The following is a 15,986-nucleotide window of genomic DNA, read 5'->3' as shown; positions in this document are numbered from 1 at the left end:
AAGGGTGTTCGACTGCGGCGTTTAAAAAGACTGACCGATGCCAGCATAAATGCCGAAACTGTTGCCGCCGTCATATTTGTCGAGCGGCATGGCGACATCAAGACGCAGAGGCCCGAAGGGCGTCGCGTAACGCAGGCCGATACCGGCGCCAGCCCGGATATCGGAAAAATCAGGGGTCACCTCATCCGAAACCACGCCGGCGTCGATGAACGGCACGATGCCGATTGTATCGGTGACCTTGATGCGGGCCTCAACGGAGCCAACCACATAAGAACGGCCGCCCGTCGCGTCGCCAGCGGCATTATACGGCGATATTTCCTGATAGCTGTAGCCGCGCACCGATCCGCCGCCACCGGCATAAAAGCGCCTTGTGGTGGGAATGTCCTGCAGATCGCTGCCGCCGACGAGCACGCCGCCGGAAAGCTTTCCGGCCATGATCAGTCGGTCTTCGGCTCCAAGTCCCTTGTAGCCGGTGATCGAGCCCTCAAAGGAGGAGAAGAACGTGCCGTTAAGTGCCTCGTAGCTTGGCTTGGCGGCCAGCGAGGCACGGAAGCCTTCGGTGGGGTTGAGCTTGTCGTCGCGTGTATCACGAACGAATTCCAGCGGGATGGAGGCGGTGAGGTATTCGTTTTTGCCGAATGCGTCTTCCGTATCGGCCCATTGCACCTCAAGGCCGGCTGCGGCTGTGTCGGTATCGTTGAGCTCGTAGGCGAAACCGGCTGTGCCCGTCACCGTCTTGGCATCGTATGTGTCGGGGTGTTCGGTCTTGGCAATCAGGCTGGTCTTGAAGGTGGTTCGCGGATTGAACATGCCGGGCTTGGTGAAAGTAATGCCCGCCGAATAATCCATGCCATCGACGCTCGATGCTTCGGCGATGCGCGAAACCGAACCTTCGATACGCAGCGATTCCGCCTGTCCGAACAGGTTCCTGTGGCCCCAATAACCCTGGAGGCCGATGCCTTCCGTGGTGGAATATTGCGCGCCCACACCGAAATAACGGTGCTTGCCTTCGGACACTTCGATGGTCAGCGGAATGGTGCCGTCGCGCGCCAGCGTTCCCGCTTCCTTGATTGTCAGGCTGGAAAAAACGCCGAGCTGGCGCAGCCGGTCGGCGGCCTTGCGCAGTTTTTCCGGGGAATAGGGCTCGCCGCCATTGAGGCGCGAATAACGGCGGATGAAATCGCCGTCGACGGTTTTTTCACCCGTGACGGTGACCGTGCCGAGGGGTGCCACGGGACCGCCTTCAGCCGCCATGGTAATGTCCACCGTGTTCGTCGCGTGGTTGGCGACGGCCTCGCGTTTCGTCAGCTTCGCAAGCGGACGGCCTTCGGCCTTCAGGTCATCGATCAGCTTGTTGCCGGCGCGGATGATGGCGAGAGAACCGGCTTGGCCGCCGGTCGTCAGGCCATATTCCTCAAGGTTACGGCCAGTCACATCGCCTTCCAGCCGCACATTTCCAAGTTTGAAGACCGGACCGGGCGTAACCGTGATGACCACGGGCACCGGAGCGGAATGATCGAACACCGGATTGGGCGGCAGGCTATCCACATCCTTGCCGGCGACGGTGACGTTGACGATTCCGCCATAACGGGCGTTTTCATAAAGCGCCGCGATCAGCCTGTCCCTGTCGTCTCTTGCCTTTATCAGAAGTCCGAGATCGCCGGAGGTGGGCTTGTCCTTGTCAGCTAGGAGGAGCGAGCTGTTTTCCAGGCTGTTTTTCAGGGATTTATCGGCGTCCGCGGCATCAAGCGTGACGGTGAATTTGACAGGGTTTATAACCTCCACTTCCGGTTCTTCCGAACCCCAGAGGCGCATGCCAAACAGTTTGAAGGCAAATGCATCACGGGTCAACGCCGGATACAGGGCGAACGTCACGGCGACCGCAAGTGCGGTGCCAGCTTTCCGATACGCAATACCTGTCTTCGGGTTAGTTCGTGTTCTTCGCATAAGCTGCTTTATGGTTGAGCCTTTATTGTCGCCCTAACCCGTTTCCTGTCCGTTAACAGTGCAATTTAATCATAAATAAACTGCTTTGAGGACCCTTGCGCTTGTGTTTTGCCTGCCATAACGCAAAAAGCCCCGGGTGACCGGGGCTTCTGTGCAACGGTATTTCGCGAAGCGATTAGCGGCAACGCGCCGTGTAACGCTGACCGTACTGGTCGCGATAATAGCAATAGCCCGGTTCGGAAGCATTGCCGATGAGGGCGCCGCCTACGCCGCCGATTGCTGCACCCACTGCCGCACCACGAACGTTGCCAGTTACGGCGCCGCCGATGACCGCACCGGAAACGGCGCCGATGGAAGCACCCTTTTCGGTCTGCGTGCAGCTTGCGAGCGACAGGCCGACCAGCGCAAATATGATTGCCTTTTTCATGAAACTCTCTCCAACGTTACAATGAGCTCTTGTGGCTCGGTAGGCGTCCCATATTTATCTGCGGCGACTGCTACCTCCGACCGCCACAGATAACTAACAATTCGATGTCGTTTAGGGAAGCCTCCTCTTTGCAGGCATTCCTCCGAGCGTAAATCGATTGCGTCCCAAACAACGGCGCGGCGCAAAAAAGGTTCCAAAAATCCCGGTTTTTTGATGTGAATCAATTTTGAACTTTTCATCGGGTTCTATAAACGGTTTATTGGAATGGTTCAAAACAACGGCGAATTGACGCAGACGCGGTTAATGTGGCCCGCAAGGGTTGACGGTCCCGGCGACGAGGCAGAAAACGATCTGGTCAATTCTGGAGCATGGCATGGACTTCGAGGCATTTTTCACAACGGAACTGCAAAGCCTGCATACCGAGGGACGCTATCGCGTTTTTGCAGATATCGAGCGCCAGCAGGGAAATTTTCCCCGCGCCACACGGTACAACGCCAATGGCGAACGCAAGGACGTTACCGTCTGGTGCTCTAACGACTATCTCGGCATGGGCCAGAACCCGAAAGTCATCGAAGCCATGAAGGCCGCCATCGATCACTGTGGCGCGGGTGCGGGAGGCACCCGGAATATTTCTGGCACCAACCACTATCACGTCATGCTGGAGCAGGAGCTTGCCGATCTCCACGGCAAGGAATCGGCGCTGATCTTCACGTCGGGTTATGTGTCCAACTGGGCCACCCTCGGCACGCTCGGCCAAAAAATTCCGGGCCTGATCATTTTCTCCGACGCGCTCAATCATGCATCGATGATCGAAGGCATCCGTTACGGCCGCTGCGAGCGGGTGATCTGGAAACACAACGATCTCGAAGATCTCGAAGCCAAGCTTAAGGCCGCCGATCCGAATGCGCCGAAGCTGATCGCCTTCGAATCCGTTTATTCGATGGATGGCGATATCGCGCCTATCAAGGAAATCTGCGATCTGGCAGACCGTTATGGCGCCATGACCTATCTCGATGAAGTTCACGCTGTTGGCATGTACGGCCCGCGCGGCGGCGGCATTGCCGAGCGCGAAGGCCTGATGGATCGTCTGACGATCATAGAGGGTACGCTCGGAAAGGCCTTCGGTGTGATGGGTGGTTATATTACCGGGTCCACCGCGGTCTGCGACTTCATTCGCTCCTTCGCCTCCGGCTTCATCTTCACGACGGCCCTGCCGCCGTCGCTTGCCGCCGGTGCGATCGCTTCGATCCAGCATCTGAAGGCAAGCCCCTTCGAGCGCGCCCGCCATCAGGATCGGGTGCGCAAGCTGCGCGGTCTTCTCGATGCACGCGGTATTCCGCACATGGACAATCCCAGCCACATCGTGCCGGTCATGGTGGGTGATGCCGCCAAGTGTAAATGGATTTCGGATATCCTGCTCGACAGTCACGGCGTTTACGTGCAGCCGATCAACTATCCGACCGTGCCGCGCAAGACCGAGCGCCTGCGTATTACGCCCACGCCGCTGCACAGCGATGCCGATATCGAGCATCTCGTTGGCGCGTTGCACCAGCTCTGGTCGCATTGTGCACTGGCGCGTGCGGTGGCGTGAGGCCGCAGTTAAGATAAAAGAAGACCGGGCCGCGTTTACGCGGCCTTTTCTTTTATGGCGATCAATTCACGGGCGTGACGGCGGGCTTCTTCATCCGCTGCGAAGACGTCTTCAATGGTCGCGGCAGATCGGCCGTCATGCATGCGGTCCATGACCGTTTCGACGATCTCGGCCATATCGAGAAAACCGATACCGCCTGCGACGAAGGCGTGAAAGGCGGCTTCTTCGGCGGCGTTCAGGGCGGCGCCCTGCAAACCGCCGCGCTCCAGCGCGGTGCGGGCCAGACGGATCGCCGGGAAACGGGCTTCATCCGGCGCTTCGAAATCGAGCCGCGCCAGTTTTGCGAAATCCAGCCGCTCAACGTTCAGATTGCCGCGTTGCGGATAGGTGAGGGCATAAGAAATAGCGGTGCGCATGTCTGGAGAGCCGAGCTGGGCGATATAGGAGCCGTCGGTGTAGCCCACCATTGAATGGATGATCGACTGCGGATGGACGATCACCTCCACCTGATCGGGCCTCAGATCGAAGAGATATTTCGCTTCGATCATTTCCAGCCCCTTGTTGAACATGGAGGCGCTGCCGATGGAGACCTTCAGCCCCATCGACCAGTTGGGATGGGCGCGGGCGATATCCGCCGTAACATTGGCCATCTCCTCGCGCGACCAGGTGCGGAACGGCCCGCCGGATGCGGTCAGCACGATGCGTTCCACGGCCTGCTTATGGTCGCCCGTCAGGCACTGGAAGATTGCGCTGTGCTCGCTGTCGACCGGGATCAGCCTGCCGCCGCCCTGCTTGACCGTGCGCAGGAAAACATCGCCAGCCGAAACCAGGCATTCCTTGTTGGCGAGCGCTATGTCTGCGCCACGTTGCGCGGCTGTAAGAGTGGGTTCAAGGCCGGGAGTTCCGGCAATCGCCGCCATCACCCAGCCGGCATCCGCCGAAGCGGCTTCTTCGAGGCCGGATTTGCCTGCCGCAACCGCGATACCGGCGCCGGCAAGGGCCGATTTCAGCGCTTCGTATTTGTCGTCCTCGGCGGTAACCGCCAGCCGCGCGCCGAATTCCCGCGCCTGTTCCGCCAGAAGCGCGATATTGCCCGCGCCGGTCAAAGCCGTGATCTCGAACGCGTCGCGGCCACCCAGCTGGCGGACGACATCCAGCGTATTGGCGCCGATCGAACCGGTCGAACCCAATATTGTCAGCTTGCGTGGCATTTCACTGGCATTTGTCATCTTCAGTCCGTCGGTCGTTTCCGGTTTGCACCCCTTGGTACATGTCGTTTTCCCCGAAACCGCCATGCGCTTTCGGGCAACATTTCTTAGCCTCTACCTGCGAAAACCAGCCATCACAAGGACAAAGCCCGGGCTATTGTTTTTGCGGAGGACAAAGCCATATGCAAGAAAAACAATGAGAGGATATCGATGCGACGTTTTCTGGTCTCCAGCGGGTGGGTCTTTGCGGCAAGTCTTGTGCTGGTCCTGGTCTTCATTCCTTTTGATCCGCGTCTTTCAGAAAGTGCGCAGGCCCTGCCGGGTGGAGTGGTTTCCTTTAACCGCGCAATTACCGATTTCGGAACCTTCCGCTGGATGCTCTATTCCACCGGCCTTCTGGCGATATTGGCCTATGTCGCCGCACGGGTTTTAAAGGCGCAGACCTATAATGGACGGCTGAGGACGGCATGGCGGCTTCTCAGCTATTTCTTCCTGACGATCGGAACGGCGAGCATTCTCGTCCATACGCTGAAATTCCTGATAGGACGGGCAAGGCCGGAGCTTCTTCTTGAAATGGGCGCCTATAGCCTCACTCCTTTCACCGGCGACAATCTCTATGAAAGTTTCCCCTCAGGCCATTCGACCGCCGCCGGGGCGTTTTTCGGCGCTTTCGCCATGTTGATGCCGCGCTTCCGCTGGGCGTTTCTCCTGCTTGCCCTTGTCATCGGTGTTTCGCGTGTCATCGTCGGCGCACATTATCCAAGCGATGTCGCCGCCGGGCTTTTGCTCGGTATGTGGACGGCCATGGCCTTCGCCTTTATCTTTGCCCGGTCCGAAATGCTGTTCCGGTTTGATGCGCAGGGCTGGCCGCAACCGAAAAATGCAAATCTTCCGGCGGCGGATATACGATAAAGACTTTCAGCGGGCCATAAGGGGAAGGTGATGGAGGAAGCGACAAACGCTCCGGAAAATGACGGCAAGTCCGTTCAGCATATCCGTACATCCGTCGCCGTGGCTGGCGGCGGGCCGGCGGGCTTGATGCTTGGCCTGCTGCTTGCGCGTAGCGGTATCGATGTTGTCGTCGTTGAGAAACATGGAGATTTTCTCCGCGATTTTCGCGGCGACACTATCCACCCTTCAACGCTTGAATTGATGGAGCAACTCGGTTTCATCGATGAGTTCCTGAGCCTGCCGCATACGCGCGCGCCAAGACTGAATGCGGTTATCGGCGGCGAGCGTATCACGATCGCGGATTTTTCCCGCCTGCCGGTCCGCCACCGCTTCATCGCCTTTATGCCGCAATGGGATTTTCTCAATTTCATCGTCGGTAAGGCGGGGCAATACGAAAATTTCCGATTGCTGATGAATGCGCCGGTGACCGGACTGATCGAGCGCGGCGAGCATGTCGGGGGTCTCACGGTCAGCACACCTGAAGGCATCATCGAGATCGAAGCCGATCTGGTGGTGGGGGCGGATGGGCGCAACTCCACCGTCCGTGAGGCGGCGGGGTTGGAAGTGCAGCGCTTCGGCATTCCGACGGAGGTGCTGTGGATGCGCCTTTCCAAGCAGTCCGACGATCCGACGGAAACCATGGGGCATGCCGGCTCGCGGCAGGGTTTCGTCATGATCAACCGGGGTGATTACTGGCAATGCGGTTATGTGGTGCGAAAGGGATTTTTCGCCGACATAAAGCTGCAGGGAATTGAAGCCTTCAGGGACAGGGTCGCGGAAATCTGCCCTTTCCCACGCGAAAGGCTCGATGAGCTCAAGAGCTGGGACGATGTGCATCTCCTCACCGTCCGTATCGACCGGCTGAAGCGCTGGTGGAAACCGGGTCTGATCTGCATTGGTGACGCGGCCCATGCCATGTCCCCCGTCGGCGGTGTCGGCATTAATCTGGCCATTCAGGATGCGGTTGCGGCGGCCAATATATTGGTGCCGGTGCTCGTATCCGGCCGCGCCGTTACCGACGAGGATCTTGCCGCAATTGAAAAGCGGCGATCCTTCCCGACCAAGGCCACGCAATTTCTGCAGCGGATGATGCGTATCGGCCGCAAGAAGGGACGGGCGGATGCGGAAAAACCGAAAGGACCGCCAGCTTTTGTGCTGGCCATCATGCGGTTTCCGCTCCTTTCCCATCTGACCGGCCGGCTGGTAGGGCTGGGTTTTCGCCGGGAAAAGATCGAGACGATGTGACGCCGCTCAGGCAGTGCCTTCGGCTTCTTTCTCATGTTTCAGCCCGATAACGGCGGATCCGATCAGCCCCGGCTCGATGCGGCAGATGGCGGGCACGACCAGCGGGCGGTCGAAGCGCCTCAGAATGCGGCTCCTTACAACCTCGTCCAGAGCGGCGAGAAGCGCCTTCGAATTCGAAAGCCCGCCGCCGACCGGCACGATGGTTGCGCCGGTAACGTTGATCACCATTGCCAGAGGCGAGGCGAGAATATCGACAAGGACATCGATGGTTCTTGCGGCGTTCGCATCGCCCGCCTGCCAGGCCGCAATGATGTCCTCGCTGGTCATCGCCTGCCGGTGAAGATGCGAATGCAGTTTTTCCATGCCACGGGCGCTGCCGATTGCGTCGATGCAGCCGGTAAGCCCGCAACCGCATTCGAAACGCGGCAGCGAAACCGGCGGATTTCCGGCCAATGTCGCGGCCACCGGCCCATGGCCCCATTCGCCGGCGAAACCGCCGTGGCTGTTGATGAGCTTGCCGTCGATCACCAGCCCGCCGCCGACACCCGTTCCGAGGATGACGCCGAAGACCACGCGATGACCCCGTCCGGAACCGATTTCCGATTCAGCGATCACGAAGCAATCCGCATCGTTCGACACGATGACGGGAAGGTTCAGCGCCTTTTCCAGCTCGTCCTTCAAGACCCTGCCATGGATGCTCTGAATATTGGCGACAGTGGCCTTGCCGGTGTCGGGGTCGATGACGCCGGCAATCGACAGCGACACACAGGCGGGTGTGCCGCCGCTATTGTCGATGATGGATTTCAGGCCGGCGGCGAAGTCTTCGAAACTGGTCTTGGGCGTCGGGATGCGCGGCACGGGCCGAATATCGTCGGGAGCGTAGGCAACCGCGCCCTTGATGGTCGTTCCGCCTATATCGAAACAAACGATCATGATTCAGGCTCCGGAACGGGTGGCATCGTGGATTTTTTCTGCGCCGATCCATGTCGAATGCATCTGAAGGTCGGGTGTCAGCATGACGAAATCCGCATCGAAGCCGGGCAGGAGCTTACCCTTGCCGGAAGCGCCGACCGCCTCGGCGGGATAAGCAGACGCCATTCTCAAGGCCTCTTCCAGCGGTGTCGCCAGCTTTTCATGCATGAAACGGATGCAGGAAAGCATATCGATATCCGCCCCCGCCAGCGTGCCGTCGGCCAGCGTCAACCTGCCGCCGTTGCGATAGACGCGCCTGCCGTTCAGTTCGAAGCCGTCATCATGCGTGCCGATGGTGGACATGGCGTCAGTGACGAGGAAAATGCGGCCGGGACTAGTCTTGGCGCGAAGCGCAATGCCGATCGCTGCGGGATCGACATGGAAACCATCGGCGATCAGCCCGCAATCCAGCTTGCCGTTCGAAAGTGCCGCGCCCACCAGTCCCGGCTCGCGATGGCCGAGCGGGCTCATGGCGTTGAAGAGATGTGTCACCATGGATGCGCCGGCCTCGGCATAGGCCGTCGCGACGCTGAGGCCCACATCGGTATGGCCGAGGCTGACAACGATGCCGGCTTTGTGCAGCGCTGTGACCTGCGTCGCGGTTACGTTTTCCGGGGCGATGGTTGTCAGCACAAAAGGAAGCTTCGCCTTGCAGCCCGTCAGAACAGCAAGATCGGCCGTTTCCATCTTTCGGATCAGCGCCGGGTCATGGGTGCCCTTGCGTGCGACAGAAAGATGCGGCCCTTCGAAATGCAGGCCGAGAAAGCCGGGCACCCCTGCTTCGTGCGCGGCGATGCCGGCTTCGGCGGCTTTGGCTGTGATATCCGGTCTGTCTGTTATGAGGGTGACCATCAGCGCCGTAGTGCCGAATTGCGCATGGGCCGAGCAGATGCGGGCAATGCCTTCCACATCCGGCTCGTTGTTGAACATCACGCCGCCGCCGCCGTTGACCTGCAAGTCGATGAAGCCCGGCGCAATGAACAGTCCTTCCGCGTCGAAGATGTCGGCGTTTGCGGGCACGGATACGCGGTCGACGATGTCGGCAACGTGGCCATCACCGGTCACGAGCGCTTTGCCTTCGTGCCACGCGACGCCATCGAAAATACGGGCGCCGACAAATGCCTTGCTGCTGCTCATTGGGTTTCGGTCACCTTTTTCAACGCCACCGGCGCATCCGGGTTGAAGCCGCGGGCACGCGACAATTGCTCGATGAAGCCGTAAAACGGTGCGATCAGCAACAGGGCGTCAGTCAGCGGATGATTGGTTTCCACGAAAGGCAGGGACTTCGCCGGGTTGCCCTTTGCGGAGGTGACAAAAACACTTGCGCCCTTGCCGGCGAGGCCGGCCGCGATATCCGTCACCGAGGTTTCGGCGCGGTCACGTGCGGCAAAGGCGATGACGGGAAATTTCGGTGCGACCAGTGAAACGGGGCCGTGCATGACTTCCGCCGACGAATAGGCCTCTGCGTGGAGCTCGCAGGTTTCCTTGCATTTCAACGCGGCTTCCGCTGCGATGGCGAGGGCGGGACCGCGGCCCAGCATGTAAAGCGATTCTTCACCTTGGACCGCCTCGCCGATTTGGCTCCAGTCGAGCGCGACCGCCTTGGCGAAATTCTGCGGCAGGGCGCTGACGGCCTTGGCAAGCAGGCGGTCTTCCGTCCATTCGGCAAGGATCGCGAGGCCGGCGACGATGGAGTTGACGAAGGATTTGGTTGCGGCCACCGCTTTTTCGGGGCCCGCCTGAATATTGATGGCGTGATTGGCTGCTTCCCCGAGCGGGGAGGGCAGGGTGTTGACAAGTGAAAAGGTGAGCGCGCCGCCCTTGCGGGCGCTTTCCGACAGAGCGACGATGTCAGGGCTTTTACCCGATTGCGAGACGGCGAAGGCCGCTGCCCGGTCCAGCCGCAGCTTCGTCTGGTAGATCGAAGCGAGGGAGGGGCCGAGCGACGCGACCGGAAGCCCGGTCTGCAATTCGATCGCATATTTCAAAAAATGCGCGGCGTGGTCGGAGGAGCCGCGTGCAATGGTGACGATAACGGCCGGGTCACGGGCCTTCAGCCTGCCTCCGGCTTCGCGGAAGTCGGCATTGGCATTGTCCAGCAGGCGAGCGACTGCATCGGGAATCTCATCGATTTCCTGGCGCATCAGGGTTGTCATCGTTTCGTGTCCTTGATCAAGAGATTTGTCACTCGGGCCCCATCGTCAGTTCGGCGACGAGGTCATAGGCGTCGCTGCGGTACAGCGCGCGGGATATTTCCATGAGGCGCCCGCTTTCCAGATAGGCCATTCGCTGAACGGAAAGCGCTGCCGAGCCCGGTGGAACCCCAAGCAGCAATGTTTCCTCATCGGTGAGGTTACGGGCGGAGATACGCTGAATGGCGCGCACCGGGCGAATGCCGTTTTTCTCAAGCTCCAGATAAAGCGAGTTTTCCACCAGTTGCGGGTCAGGCAGAATATCGCCCGGCAGGCTAGTGATTTCGAGCGCGATAGGCTGGTCATTGGCAAGCCGCAGGCGCGTGAGCCGGGCCACCATGGCCGATTGGGAAAGGCCGAGCGTCATCATCTCGTCTCCGGTCGGGTGAAACAGGCCCCTGTCCAGCCAGCGGGTACTCGCCGTCATTCCGCGCCGGCGCATGTCCTCGGTGAACGAGGTGAGTTTGGTCAGGGGCTGCTGCATGCGGGTGATGGGCTTGACGACGAAAGTACCCGAGCCGTGCCGGCGAACGAGAAGACCGTCGCGGACGAGATCGTCCACCGCCTTGCGCACCGTGACGCGGCTGACGCAGGCGCTTTCGGCGATATCCCGCTCCGGTGGCAAGGCGTCGCCGTGCTTCAGGCGGCCGCCATTGATGGCGTCTTCAATCGTCTGGCGCAGCTTCAGGTAAAGCGGGCCGCCGCCTGATTGCAGGTCGTCCAGATTAAGCGCTGCCCCGTTCATCCATAACCTCTGTCACGATCCATGTGGTCGGCGATATGGCCGGCTCTGGCTATATCATATGCCACGCAATCGGCAATACCAAAATAGAACCATTGCTGGATTTGTACGATTACTCGGTGGTTTTTTCGATTTTTTGCCAAATAATAAGGCTAGATGCTTGATATTTTCGCATTAACCAAAAAAATTTTCCCGATAACGGAATTGCTCTGGACGATTGGCATTTTTTTGGTATTGTTTTTTGCGTCGGTGGTCGGCGGCGATCCGTTTCGTACCCGTCGCGCCGGAAAAATCGGTTTCTGACTTGCGGCAGCGTTTGCGAAATCGAATTTAGCTTGACCGTTGTGAAAATTAATTTCATCGTGGCAAGAAATTATCGCAGATAACTGGACGACCAGCAGAGAAATGGTCGCGTCTGCGAAAATGAATTACGAATGAACAGGGAACAAAGTTCATGAAGGTGGGAATTATCGGACTCGGATTCCGTCTCGGTTATCTGGGCTACGTTTTTCATGAGATCGACAAGGATTTCGAGATCGTCGGTTATGTCGATCCCGCGCCGGCGGGCCTGCCGGGCCTGCAGGAAAAGGGCATTTCGGCCGGCAAGACTTACGATAGTCCCGAGGCGTTGATCGCAAACGAAAAATTCGATCTCTTGATGATCGGCTCGCCGAACCACATGCATCTGGAGCATATCCGTATCGGGCTTGAGGCCGGCTGCACCATCTTCTCGGAAAAACCCATCGTCGTCAGCATCGAGGAAAGCCTCGAGCTTGCCCGGTTGCTCAACAAGCATGGTCACGAGCGGCTGCTCGTTGGTCTCGTTTTGCGTTATTCCCCGCTCTACCGCGATCTGCGCGCCGCACAGGCGGAAGGCAAGCTGGGCGATGTCGTTTCCATCGAGGCCTCGGAGCATATCCCGCCCTATCACGGCGCATTCTTCATGCGCGACTGGCGACGTTACGAAAATTACTCCGGCTCGTTCATGCTGGAAAAATGCTGCCACGACCTCGATCTCTATAATGGCGTGGTCGGTGCGCGGCCGCGTTTCGTGTCGAGCTTTGGCGGACGCAAGAGCTTCACGCCGGCAAACGCGCCGCAGAATGACGGCATCAACGATATGGAGGTCTACCATCGCAAGCCGAGCGGCTGGATGGGGTCCGACAAGGTTTTTGACAGCGACGGCGACATCATCGATTACCAGACGGCCATCGTCGAATATGAGAACGGCGCATCGCTTGCCTTCCATACCAATCTCAACGTTCCCGACGATTTCCGCCGTTTCTGCGTCATCGGCGCCAAGGGCATGGCAGAGGGCGATTTCGTGCGCGGCTTCCTGAACGTGCACAATGCCCGGACCAATGAAAAAACCGTAGCCAAGACTTATTCGGCGGCAACCGCGCTCTCACAGCATTATGGTGCGGACGAGCAGATGGCTGAGGATGTCATCGCCCATATCGTCAAGGGTGCGCCCTTGCCGGTTTCCGCGCTCGACGCGATCGAGGCCGGCATTCTGGCGCTTGCCATGGACGAAGCGCGCCATGGCCGCAAGGTGATCGATCTCAAGCCGGTATGGGAGGAGTACGATCTTGCACTGCACGGTCAGCTGAAATCCCCCGCCGTGAAATCGGCTTGAGGGGGCGGCGCGATGGATGCGAAACGCAGCGCGGTCGTCTTTGCCTGGCTTCTTCTTCTGCCGGCGCTTTTATACATCACGGTTATCGTTGCTTATCCGCTCGTCGATACCTTCATCCTGTCCTTTACCGATGCGTCGCTTAGAAAAACGACGAACTGGGTCGGTTTCATCAACTACGAGAAGATTTTCAACGCGACTTTTGCCGATGTCATCACGCGGACCTTCATCTGGACGTTCTTTTCCGTCTCGATAAAGATGATTATCGGCACATTGGGTGCGGTTCTGCTGAATTCGGCCGTGCCTGGCCGGGCGCTGTTCCGTCTCCTGACCATGCCGCCATGGATCGTGCCGATGGCTATCGGCATCTTCATGTGGGGCTGGATGTATAACGGCCAGTTCGGCATGATTTCCGGCGTGCTCCAGAACATCGGTCTGGTGGATGGGCCGGTCGCGTTCCTCGCCTACGGCAATACGGCCTTCTGGGCAACGATCATCACCGACGTCTGGATCGGTGTGCCGATGGTCACGCTCTATCTGCTGGCCGCCATTCAGGCCATCCCGCAGGACCTCTACGAGGCCGCGTGGACAGACGGGGCAAGCCGCCTCTACCGCTTCCGCCGCATCACGTTGCCGCTGATGCTGCCCGCGATGATTACTATGTCGATGATCTCGCTGATTTCGACTTTCAATTCCTTCGATATCATCTGGATCCTGACGCAGGGCGGTCCGACTGGCCAGACCACGACCATGATCATCGACACGTACAAGACGGCGATCGGCTCTTACAAATACGGTGAAGGTGCTGCGCGCGCCGTGCTGATCTGCATCTTCCTGTCGATCTTTACCTATTTCTACTTCCGCATCACCAGCCGCATCTCGCAGGAGGCCAGCCGATGACCGACAAGAATGCGATGATCAACCGCTACAGATGGTATGAAATCGTCGGGATTTATTGCGGAATCGCCGTATTCCTGACTTTCGTGCTGGCGCCCTTCGTGGAAGGATTTCTGGTTTCGCTGAAGCCGCTCAGTCTGCTTTTCTCATCGCCCTACACGTTCTGGCCGGAAAACGGTTCCTTCGAGGCCTATCGGACCATGTGGGTCAGCGTTCCCGGTTTTGCCCGCTACGTTTTCAACTCCTTCTTCATCTCCACCATTTCGACCATCATTGTCCTTATTCTGGTGGTGCCGGCCTCCTATGCTTTCGCCCGTTTCAAGTTTCGCGGACGCGGGCAATTGCTTGGCGCGTTTCTCGCGATCAACATGTTCTCGGGCGCCGTGCTTCTGATCCCGCTTTTCCGGCTGATGCGCAACATGGGTGTGCTGAACACCTATCTGGCAATGATCATTCCCGGCGCGGCCTTCCTGATCCCCACCGCCATCTGGCTTTTGCGCACCTATATGCTGCGTATCCCGCGGGAACTGGAAGAAGCGGCCTATGTGGACGGTGCGAGCTATTTCTATACCTTCCGCCGGGTGATCCTGCCGCTGGCGATGCCGGGCATCGCAGTGGTTTCCATCACCACCTTCATCGGCGCCTATGCCCAGCAGTTCATCTTCGCGCTCACCTTCAATTCCAAGACCGAATATATGCCGCTGCCCATCGGCCTCTTCGCTTATTTCGGTCGTCAGGAAGTCATCTGGAATGAGTTGATGGCGGCCAGCTTCGTCGGCATTGCGCCGGCAATGGTCGTGATCTTCTTCATGCAACGATATCTCGTCAGCGGCCTTACCGCCGGCGCGGTGAAATAATCAACAATCGGAACGACCACCAAAACGGGAGACTACCTATGGCACTGAAACATTACGGATTGGCGCTCTGCGCTTTCGCATTCGCCGGTTCCACTGCCCTTACGACGGTGACGGCGCACGCCGCCGACAAGGAGATCAGCTGGATCTATTGCGGCGACAAGATGGACCCCATTCATGAGAAGTACATCAAGGAATGGGAAGGCAAAAACGAGGGCTGGAAGGTCGTGCCGGAAGTCGTCGGCTGGGCCCAGTGCCAGGATAAGGCGACCACGCTCGCCGCTGCCGGCACGCCGGTCGCCATGGCCTATGTCGGTTCGCGCACGCTGAAGCAGTTCGCGCAGAACGATCTCATCGTTCCGGTGCCGATGACGGAAGACGAAAAGAAAAGCTATTACCCCAACATCGTCGATACGGTCACTTTCGAAGACACGCAGTGGGGCGTGCCGGTCGCCTTCTCGACCAAGGCGCTCTACTGGAACAAGGACCTGTTCAAGCAGGCAGGTCTCGATCCTGAAACGCCGCCGAAGACCTGGGCCGAAGAAATCGCCTTCGCCAAGCAGATCAAGGAAAAGACCGGCGTTGCCGGTTACGGTCTGTCCGCGAAGACCTTTGACAACACCATGCACCAGTTCATGCACTGGGTTTATACCAATAATGGCAAGGTGATCGACGGCGACAAGATCACGGTCGACAGCCCGCAGGTTGTCGAGGCATTGAAAGCCTACAAGGACATTACGCCCTATTCCGTCGAAGGCCCGACTGCCTATGAGCAGAACGAAATTCGCGCCATCTTCCTCGACGGCAAGGTTGGCATGATCCAGGCCGGTTCTGGTGCGGCCACGCGCCTGCAGGAAACCAAGATCAACTGGGGCATCGCGACCTTGCCGCTCGGCCCGGAAGCCAAGGGTCCCGGCACGCTGCTCATCACTGATAGCCTTGCGATCTTCAAGGGAACGGGCGTGGAAGAAAAGGCGACCGAATTCGCCAAATTCATCACCTCGCCTGGTCCGCAGGGTGAATACGAATTGCAGGGCGGCGCCGGCCTCACCCCGCTGCGTCCGTCGCCGAAGGTCGATGAATTCATCGCCAAGGATCCCTTCTGGAAGCCGCTGATCGACGGTATCGCCTATGGCGGTCCCGAGCCGCTCTTCACGGACTACAAGGGTTTCCAGGACACGATGATCGAGATGGTGCAGTCTGTCGTCACGGGCCAGGCAACACCGGAAGATGCCGCGAAGAAAGCGGCTTCGGCTCTCGAGCAGTATAAATAATCTTTCATGAGCACGGATGCGGGCGGGGGCCGTCCGCATCCGGCAAGTTTCGC

General features: G+C 58.9%; 15 protein-coding genes. 8 read left to right on the top strand and 7 right to left on the bottom strand.

Going from position 1 to position 15,986, the window contains the following annotated elements:
* Window positions 1–21 precede the first annotated feature (21 nt).
* Both AGR1_RS13425 and AGR1_RS13420 read right to left on the bottom strand, forming a co-directional pair.
* A complete protein-coding gene (locus tag AGR1_RS13425; protein WP_149147111.1) occupies window positions 22–1,947 on the bottom strand; it encodes an autotransporter assembly complex family protein in 1,926 nt (641 codons plus the stop codon).
* A 175-nt stretch (window positions 1,948–2,122) separates the two neighbouring features.
* The gene (locus AGR1_RS13420; RefSeq protein ID WP_004443753.1) at window positions 2,123–2,374 is read right to left on the bottom strand and encodes a YMGG-like glycine zipper-containing protein; all 252 of its coding nucleotides are present in this window, start codon (window positions 2,372–2,374) and stop codon (window positions 2,123–2,125) included.
* A 373-nt stretch (window positions 2,375–2,747) separates the two neighbouring features.
* Between AGR1_RS13420 and hemA the strand changes: the two genes are divergently transcribed.
* Complete coding sequence (gene hemA / locus AGR1_RS13415; RefSeq protein ID WP_149147110.1) at window positions 2,748–3,965, top strand: 5-aminolevulinate synthase; 1,218 nt, start codon at window positions 2,748–2,750, stop codon at window positions 3,963–3,965.
* Between the two features lie 35 nt (window positions 3,966–4,000).
* Here hemA and dxr read toward each other — a convergent pair whose 3' ends face one another.
* The gene (gene dxr, locus AGR1_RS13410; protein WP_149147109.1) at window positions 4,001–5,194 is read right to left on the bottom strand and encodes a 1-deoxy-D-xylulose-5-phosphate reductoisomerase; all 1,194 of its coding nucleotides are present in this window, start codon (window positions 5,192–5,194) and stop codon (window positions 4,001–4,003) included.
* Window positions 5,195–5,383: 189 nt separating this feature from the next.
* On the opposite strand from dxr, the gene AGR1_RS13405 reads away from it, so the two are divergent.
* Both AGR1_RS13405 and AGR1_RS13400 read left to right on the top strand, forming a co-directional pair.
* Window positions 5,384–6,085, top strand: a complete 702-nt coding sequence (locus tag AGR1_RS13405) for a phosphatase PAP2 family protein (protein WP_149147108.1) — start codon at window positions 5,384–5,386, stop codon at window positions 6,083–6,085.
* A gap of 30 nt (window positions 6,086–6,115) precedes the next feature.
* The gene (locus tag AGR1_RS13400) at window positions 6,116–7,369 is read left to right on the top strand and encodes an FAD-dependent oxidoreductase (protein WP_149147107.1); all 1,254 of its coding nucleotides are present in this window, start codon (window positions 6,116–6,118) and stop codon (window positions 7,367–7,369) included.
* A gap of 6 nt (window positions 7,370–7,375) precedes the next feature.
* Here AGR1_RS13400 and AGR1_RS13395 read toward each other — a convergent pair whose 3' ends face one another.
* The 4 genes from AGR1_RS13395 to AGR1_RS13380 are packed head-to-tail and all read right to left on the bottom strand — an operon-like array spanning window position 7,376 to window position 11,278.
* Window positions 7,376–8,302 (bottom strand): ROK family protein, encoded by a 927-nt coding sequence (locus AGR1_RS13395; RefSeq protein ID WP_149147106.1) that lies wholly within the window; start codon window positions 8,300–8,302, stop codon window positions 7,376–7,378.
* Between the two features lie 3 nt (window positions 8,303–8,305).
* A complete protein-coding gene (gene nagA, locus AGR1_RS13390; RefSeq protein ID WP_149147105.1) occupies window positions 8,306–9,478 on the bottom strand; it encodes an N-acetylglucosamine-6-phosphate deacetylase in 1,173 nt (390 codons plus the stop codon).
* Window positions 9,475–10,497, bottom strand: a complete 1,023-nt coding sequence (locus AGR1_RS13385) for an SIS domain-containing protein (protein WP_149147104.1) — start codon at window positions 10,495–10,497, stop codon at window positions 9,475–9,477. Before AGR1_RS13385 ends, nagA begins: the two co-directional genes overlap by 4 nt.
* A gap of 28 nt (window positions 10,498–10,525) precedes the next feature.
* Complete coding sequence (locus AGR1_RS13380) at window positions 10,526–11,278, bottom strand: GntR family transcriptional regulator (protein ID WP_080792531.1); 753 nt, start codon at window positions 11,276–11,278, stop codon at window positions 10,526–10,528.
* A gap of 153 nt (window positions 11,279–11,431) precedes the next feature.
* Between AGR1_RS13380 and AGR1_RS29580 the strand changes: the two genes are divergently transcribed.
* The 5 genes from AGR1_RS29580 to AGR1_RS13360 all read left to right on the top strand — a co-directional run bounded on the left by AGR1_RS29580 (window position 11,432) and on the right by AGR1_RS13360 (window position 15,933).
* Window positions 11,432–11,578, top strand: a complete 147-nt coding sequence (locus tag AGR1_RS29580) for a hypothetical protein (protein ID WP_162927489.1) — start codon at window positions 11,432–11,434, stop codon at window positions 11,576–11,578.
* 151 nt (window positions 11,579–11,729) lie between these two features.
* Window positions 11,730–12,911 (top strand): Gfo/Idh/MocA family oxidoreductase, encoded by a 1,182-nt coding sequence (locus AGR1_RS13375; RefSeq protein WP_080792533.1) that lies wholly within the window; start codon window positions 11,730–11,732, stop codon window positions 12,909–12,911.
* Window positions 12,912–12,923: 12 nt separating this feature from the next.
* Window positions 12,924–13,808: a sugar ABC transporter permease gene (locus AGR1_RS13370; protein ID WP_077985534.1), complete on the top strand. Its 885-nt coding sequence runs from the start codon at window positions 12,924–12,926 to the stop codon at window positions 13,806–13,808.
* Entirely contained in the window at window positions 13,805–14,662 is an 858-nt protein-coding gene (locus tag AGR1_RS13365) for a carbohydrate ABC transporter permease (protein ID WP_077985535.1), read from the top strand. The genes AGR1_RS13370 and AGR1_RS13365 overlap by 4 nt, the downstream gene beginning before the upstream one ends.
* 38 nt (window positions 14,663–14,700) lie before the next feature.
* The gene (locus AGR1_RS13360; protein ID WP_077985536.1) at window positions 14,701–15,933 is read left to right on the top strand and encodes an ABC transporter substrate-binding protein; all 1,233 of its coding nucleotides are present in this window, start codon (window positions 14,701–14,703) and stop codon (window positions 15,931–15,933) included.
* Window positions 15,934–15,986: the final 53 nt, after the last annotated feature.

It is taken from the genome of Agrobacterium sp. B1(2019) (assembly GCF_008274755.1).
GTDB classification, from domain to species: Bacteria; Pseudomonadota; Alphaproteobacteria; order Rhizobiales; family Rhizobiaceae; genus Agrobacterium; species Agrobacterium salinitolerans.
Note: the sequence above shows the minus strand (reverse complement) of the source record. Positions and strands in the feature narration are given on the sequence as shown.

Bases quoted from the DNA above. Each gene is read 5' to 3' on its own strand.
- AGR1_RS13425 (WP_149147111.1), bottom strand. From the start codon at position 1,947: ATGCGAAGAACACGAACTAACCCGAAGACAGGTATTGCGTATCGGAAA.
- AGR1_RS13420 (WP_004443753.1), bottom strand. From the start codon at position 2,374: ATGAAAAAGGCAATCATATTTGCGCTGGTCGGCCTGTCGCTCGCAAGC.
- hemA (WP_149147110.1), top strand. From the start codon at position 2,748: ATGGACTTCGAGGCATTTTTCACAACGGAACTGCAAAGCCTGCATACC.
- dxr (WP_149147109.1), bottom strand. From the start codon at position 5,194: ATGACAAATGCCAGTGAAATGCCACGCAAGCTGACAATATTGGGTTCG.
- AGR1_RS13405 (WP_149147108.1), top strand. From the start codon at position 5,384: ATGCGACGTTTTCTGGTCTCCAGCGGGTGGGTCTTTGCGGCAAGTCTT.
- AGR1_RS13400 (WP_149147107.1), top strand. From the start codon at position 6,116: ATGGAGGAAGCGACAAACGCTCCGGAAAATGACGGCAAGTCCGTTCAG.
- AGR1_RS13395 (WP_149147106.1), bottom strand. From the start codon at position 8,302: ATGATCGTTTGTTTCGATATAGGCGGAACGACCATCAAGGGCGCGGTT.
- nagA (WP_149147105.1), bottom strand. From the start codon at position 9,478: ATGAGCAGCAGCAAGGCATTTGTCGGCGCCCGTATTTTCGATGGCGTC.
- AGR1_RS13385 (WP_149147104.1), bottom strand. From the start codon at position 10,497: ATGACAACCCTGATGCGCCAGGAAATCGATGAGATTCCCGATGCAGTC.
- AGR1_RS13380 (WP_080792531.1), bottom strand. From the start codon at position 11,278: ATGAACGGGGCAGCGCTTAATCTGGACGACCTGCAATCAGGCGGCGGC.
- AGR1_RS29580 (WP_162927489.1), top strand. From the start codon at position 11,432: ATGCTTGATATTTTCGCATTAACCAAAAAAATTTTCCCGATAACGGAA.
- AGR1_RS13375 (WP_080792533.1), top strand. From the start codon at position 11,730: ATGAAGGTGGGAATTATCGGACTCGGATTCCGTCTCGGTTATCTGGGC.
- AGR1_RS13370 (WP_077985534.1), top strand. From the start codon at position 12,924: ATGGATGCGAAACGCAGCGCGGTCGTCTTTGCCTGGCTTCTTCTTCTG.
- AGR1_RS13365 (WP_077985535.1), top strand. From the start codon at position 13,805: ATGACCGACAAGAATGCGATGATCAACCGCTACAGATGGTATGAAATC.
- AGR1_RS13360 (WP_077985536.1), top strand. From the start codon at position 14,701: ATGGCACTGAAACATTACGGATTGGCGCTCTGCGCTTTCGCATTCGCC.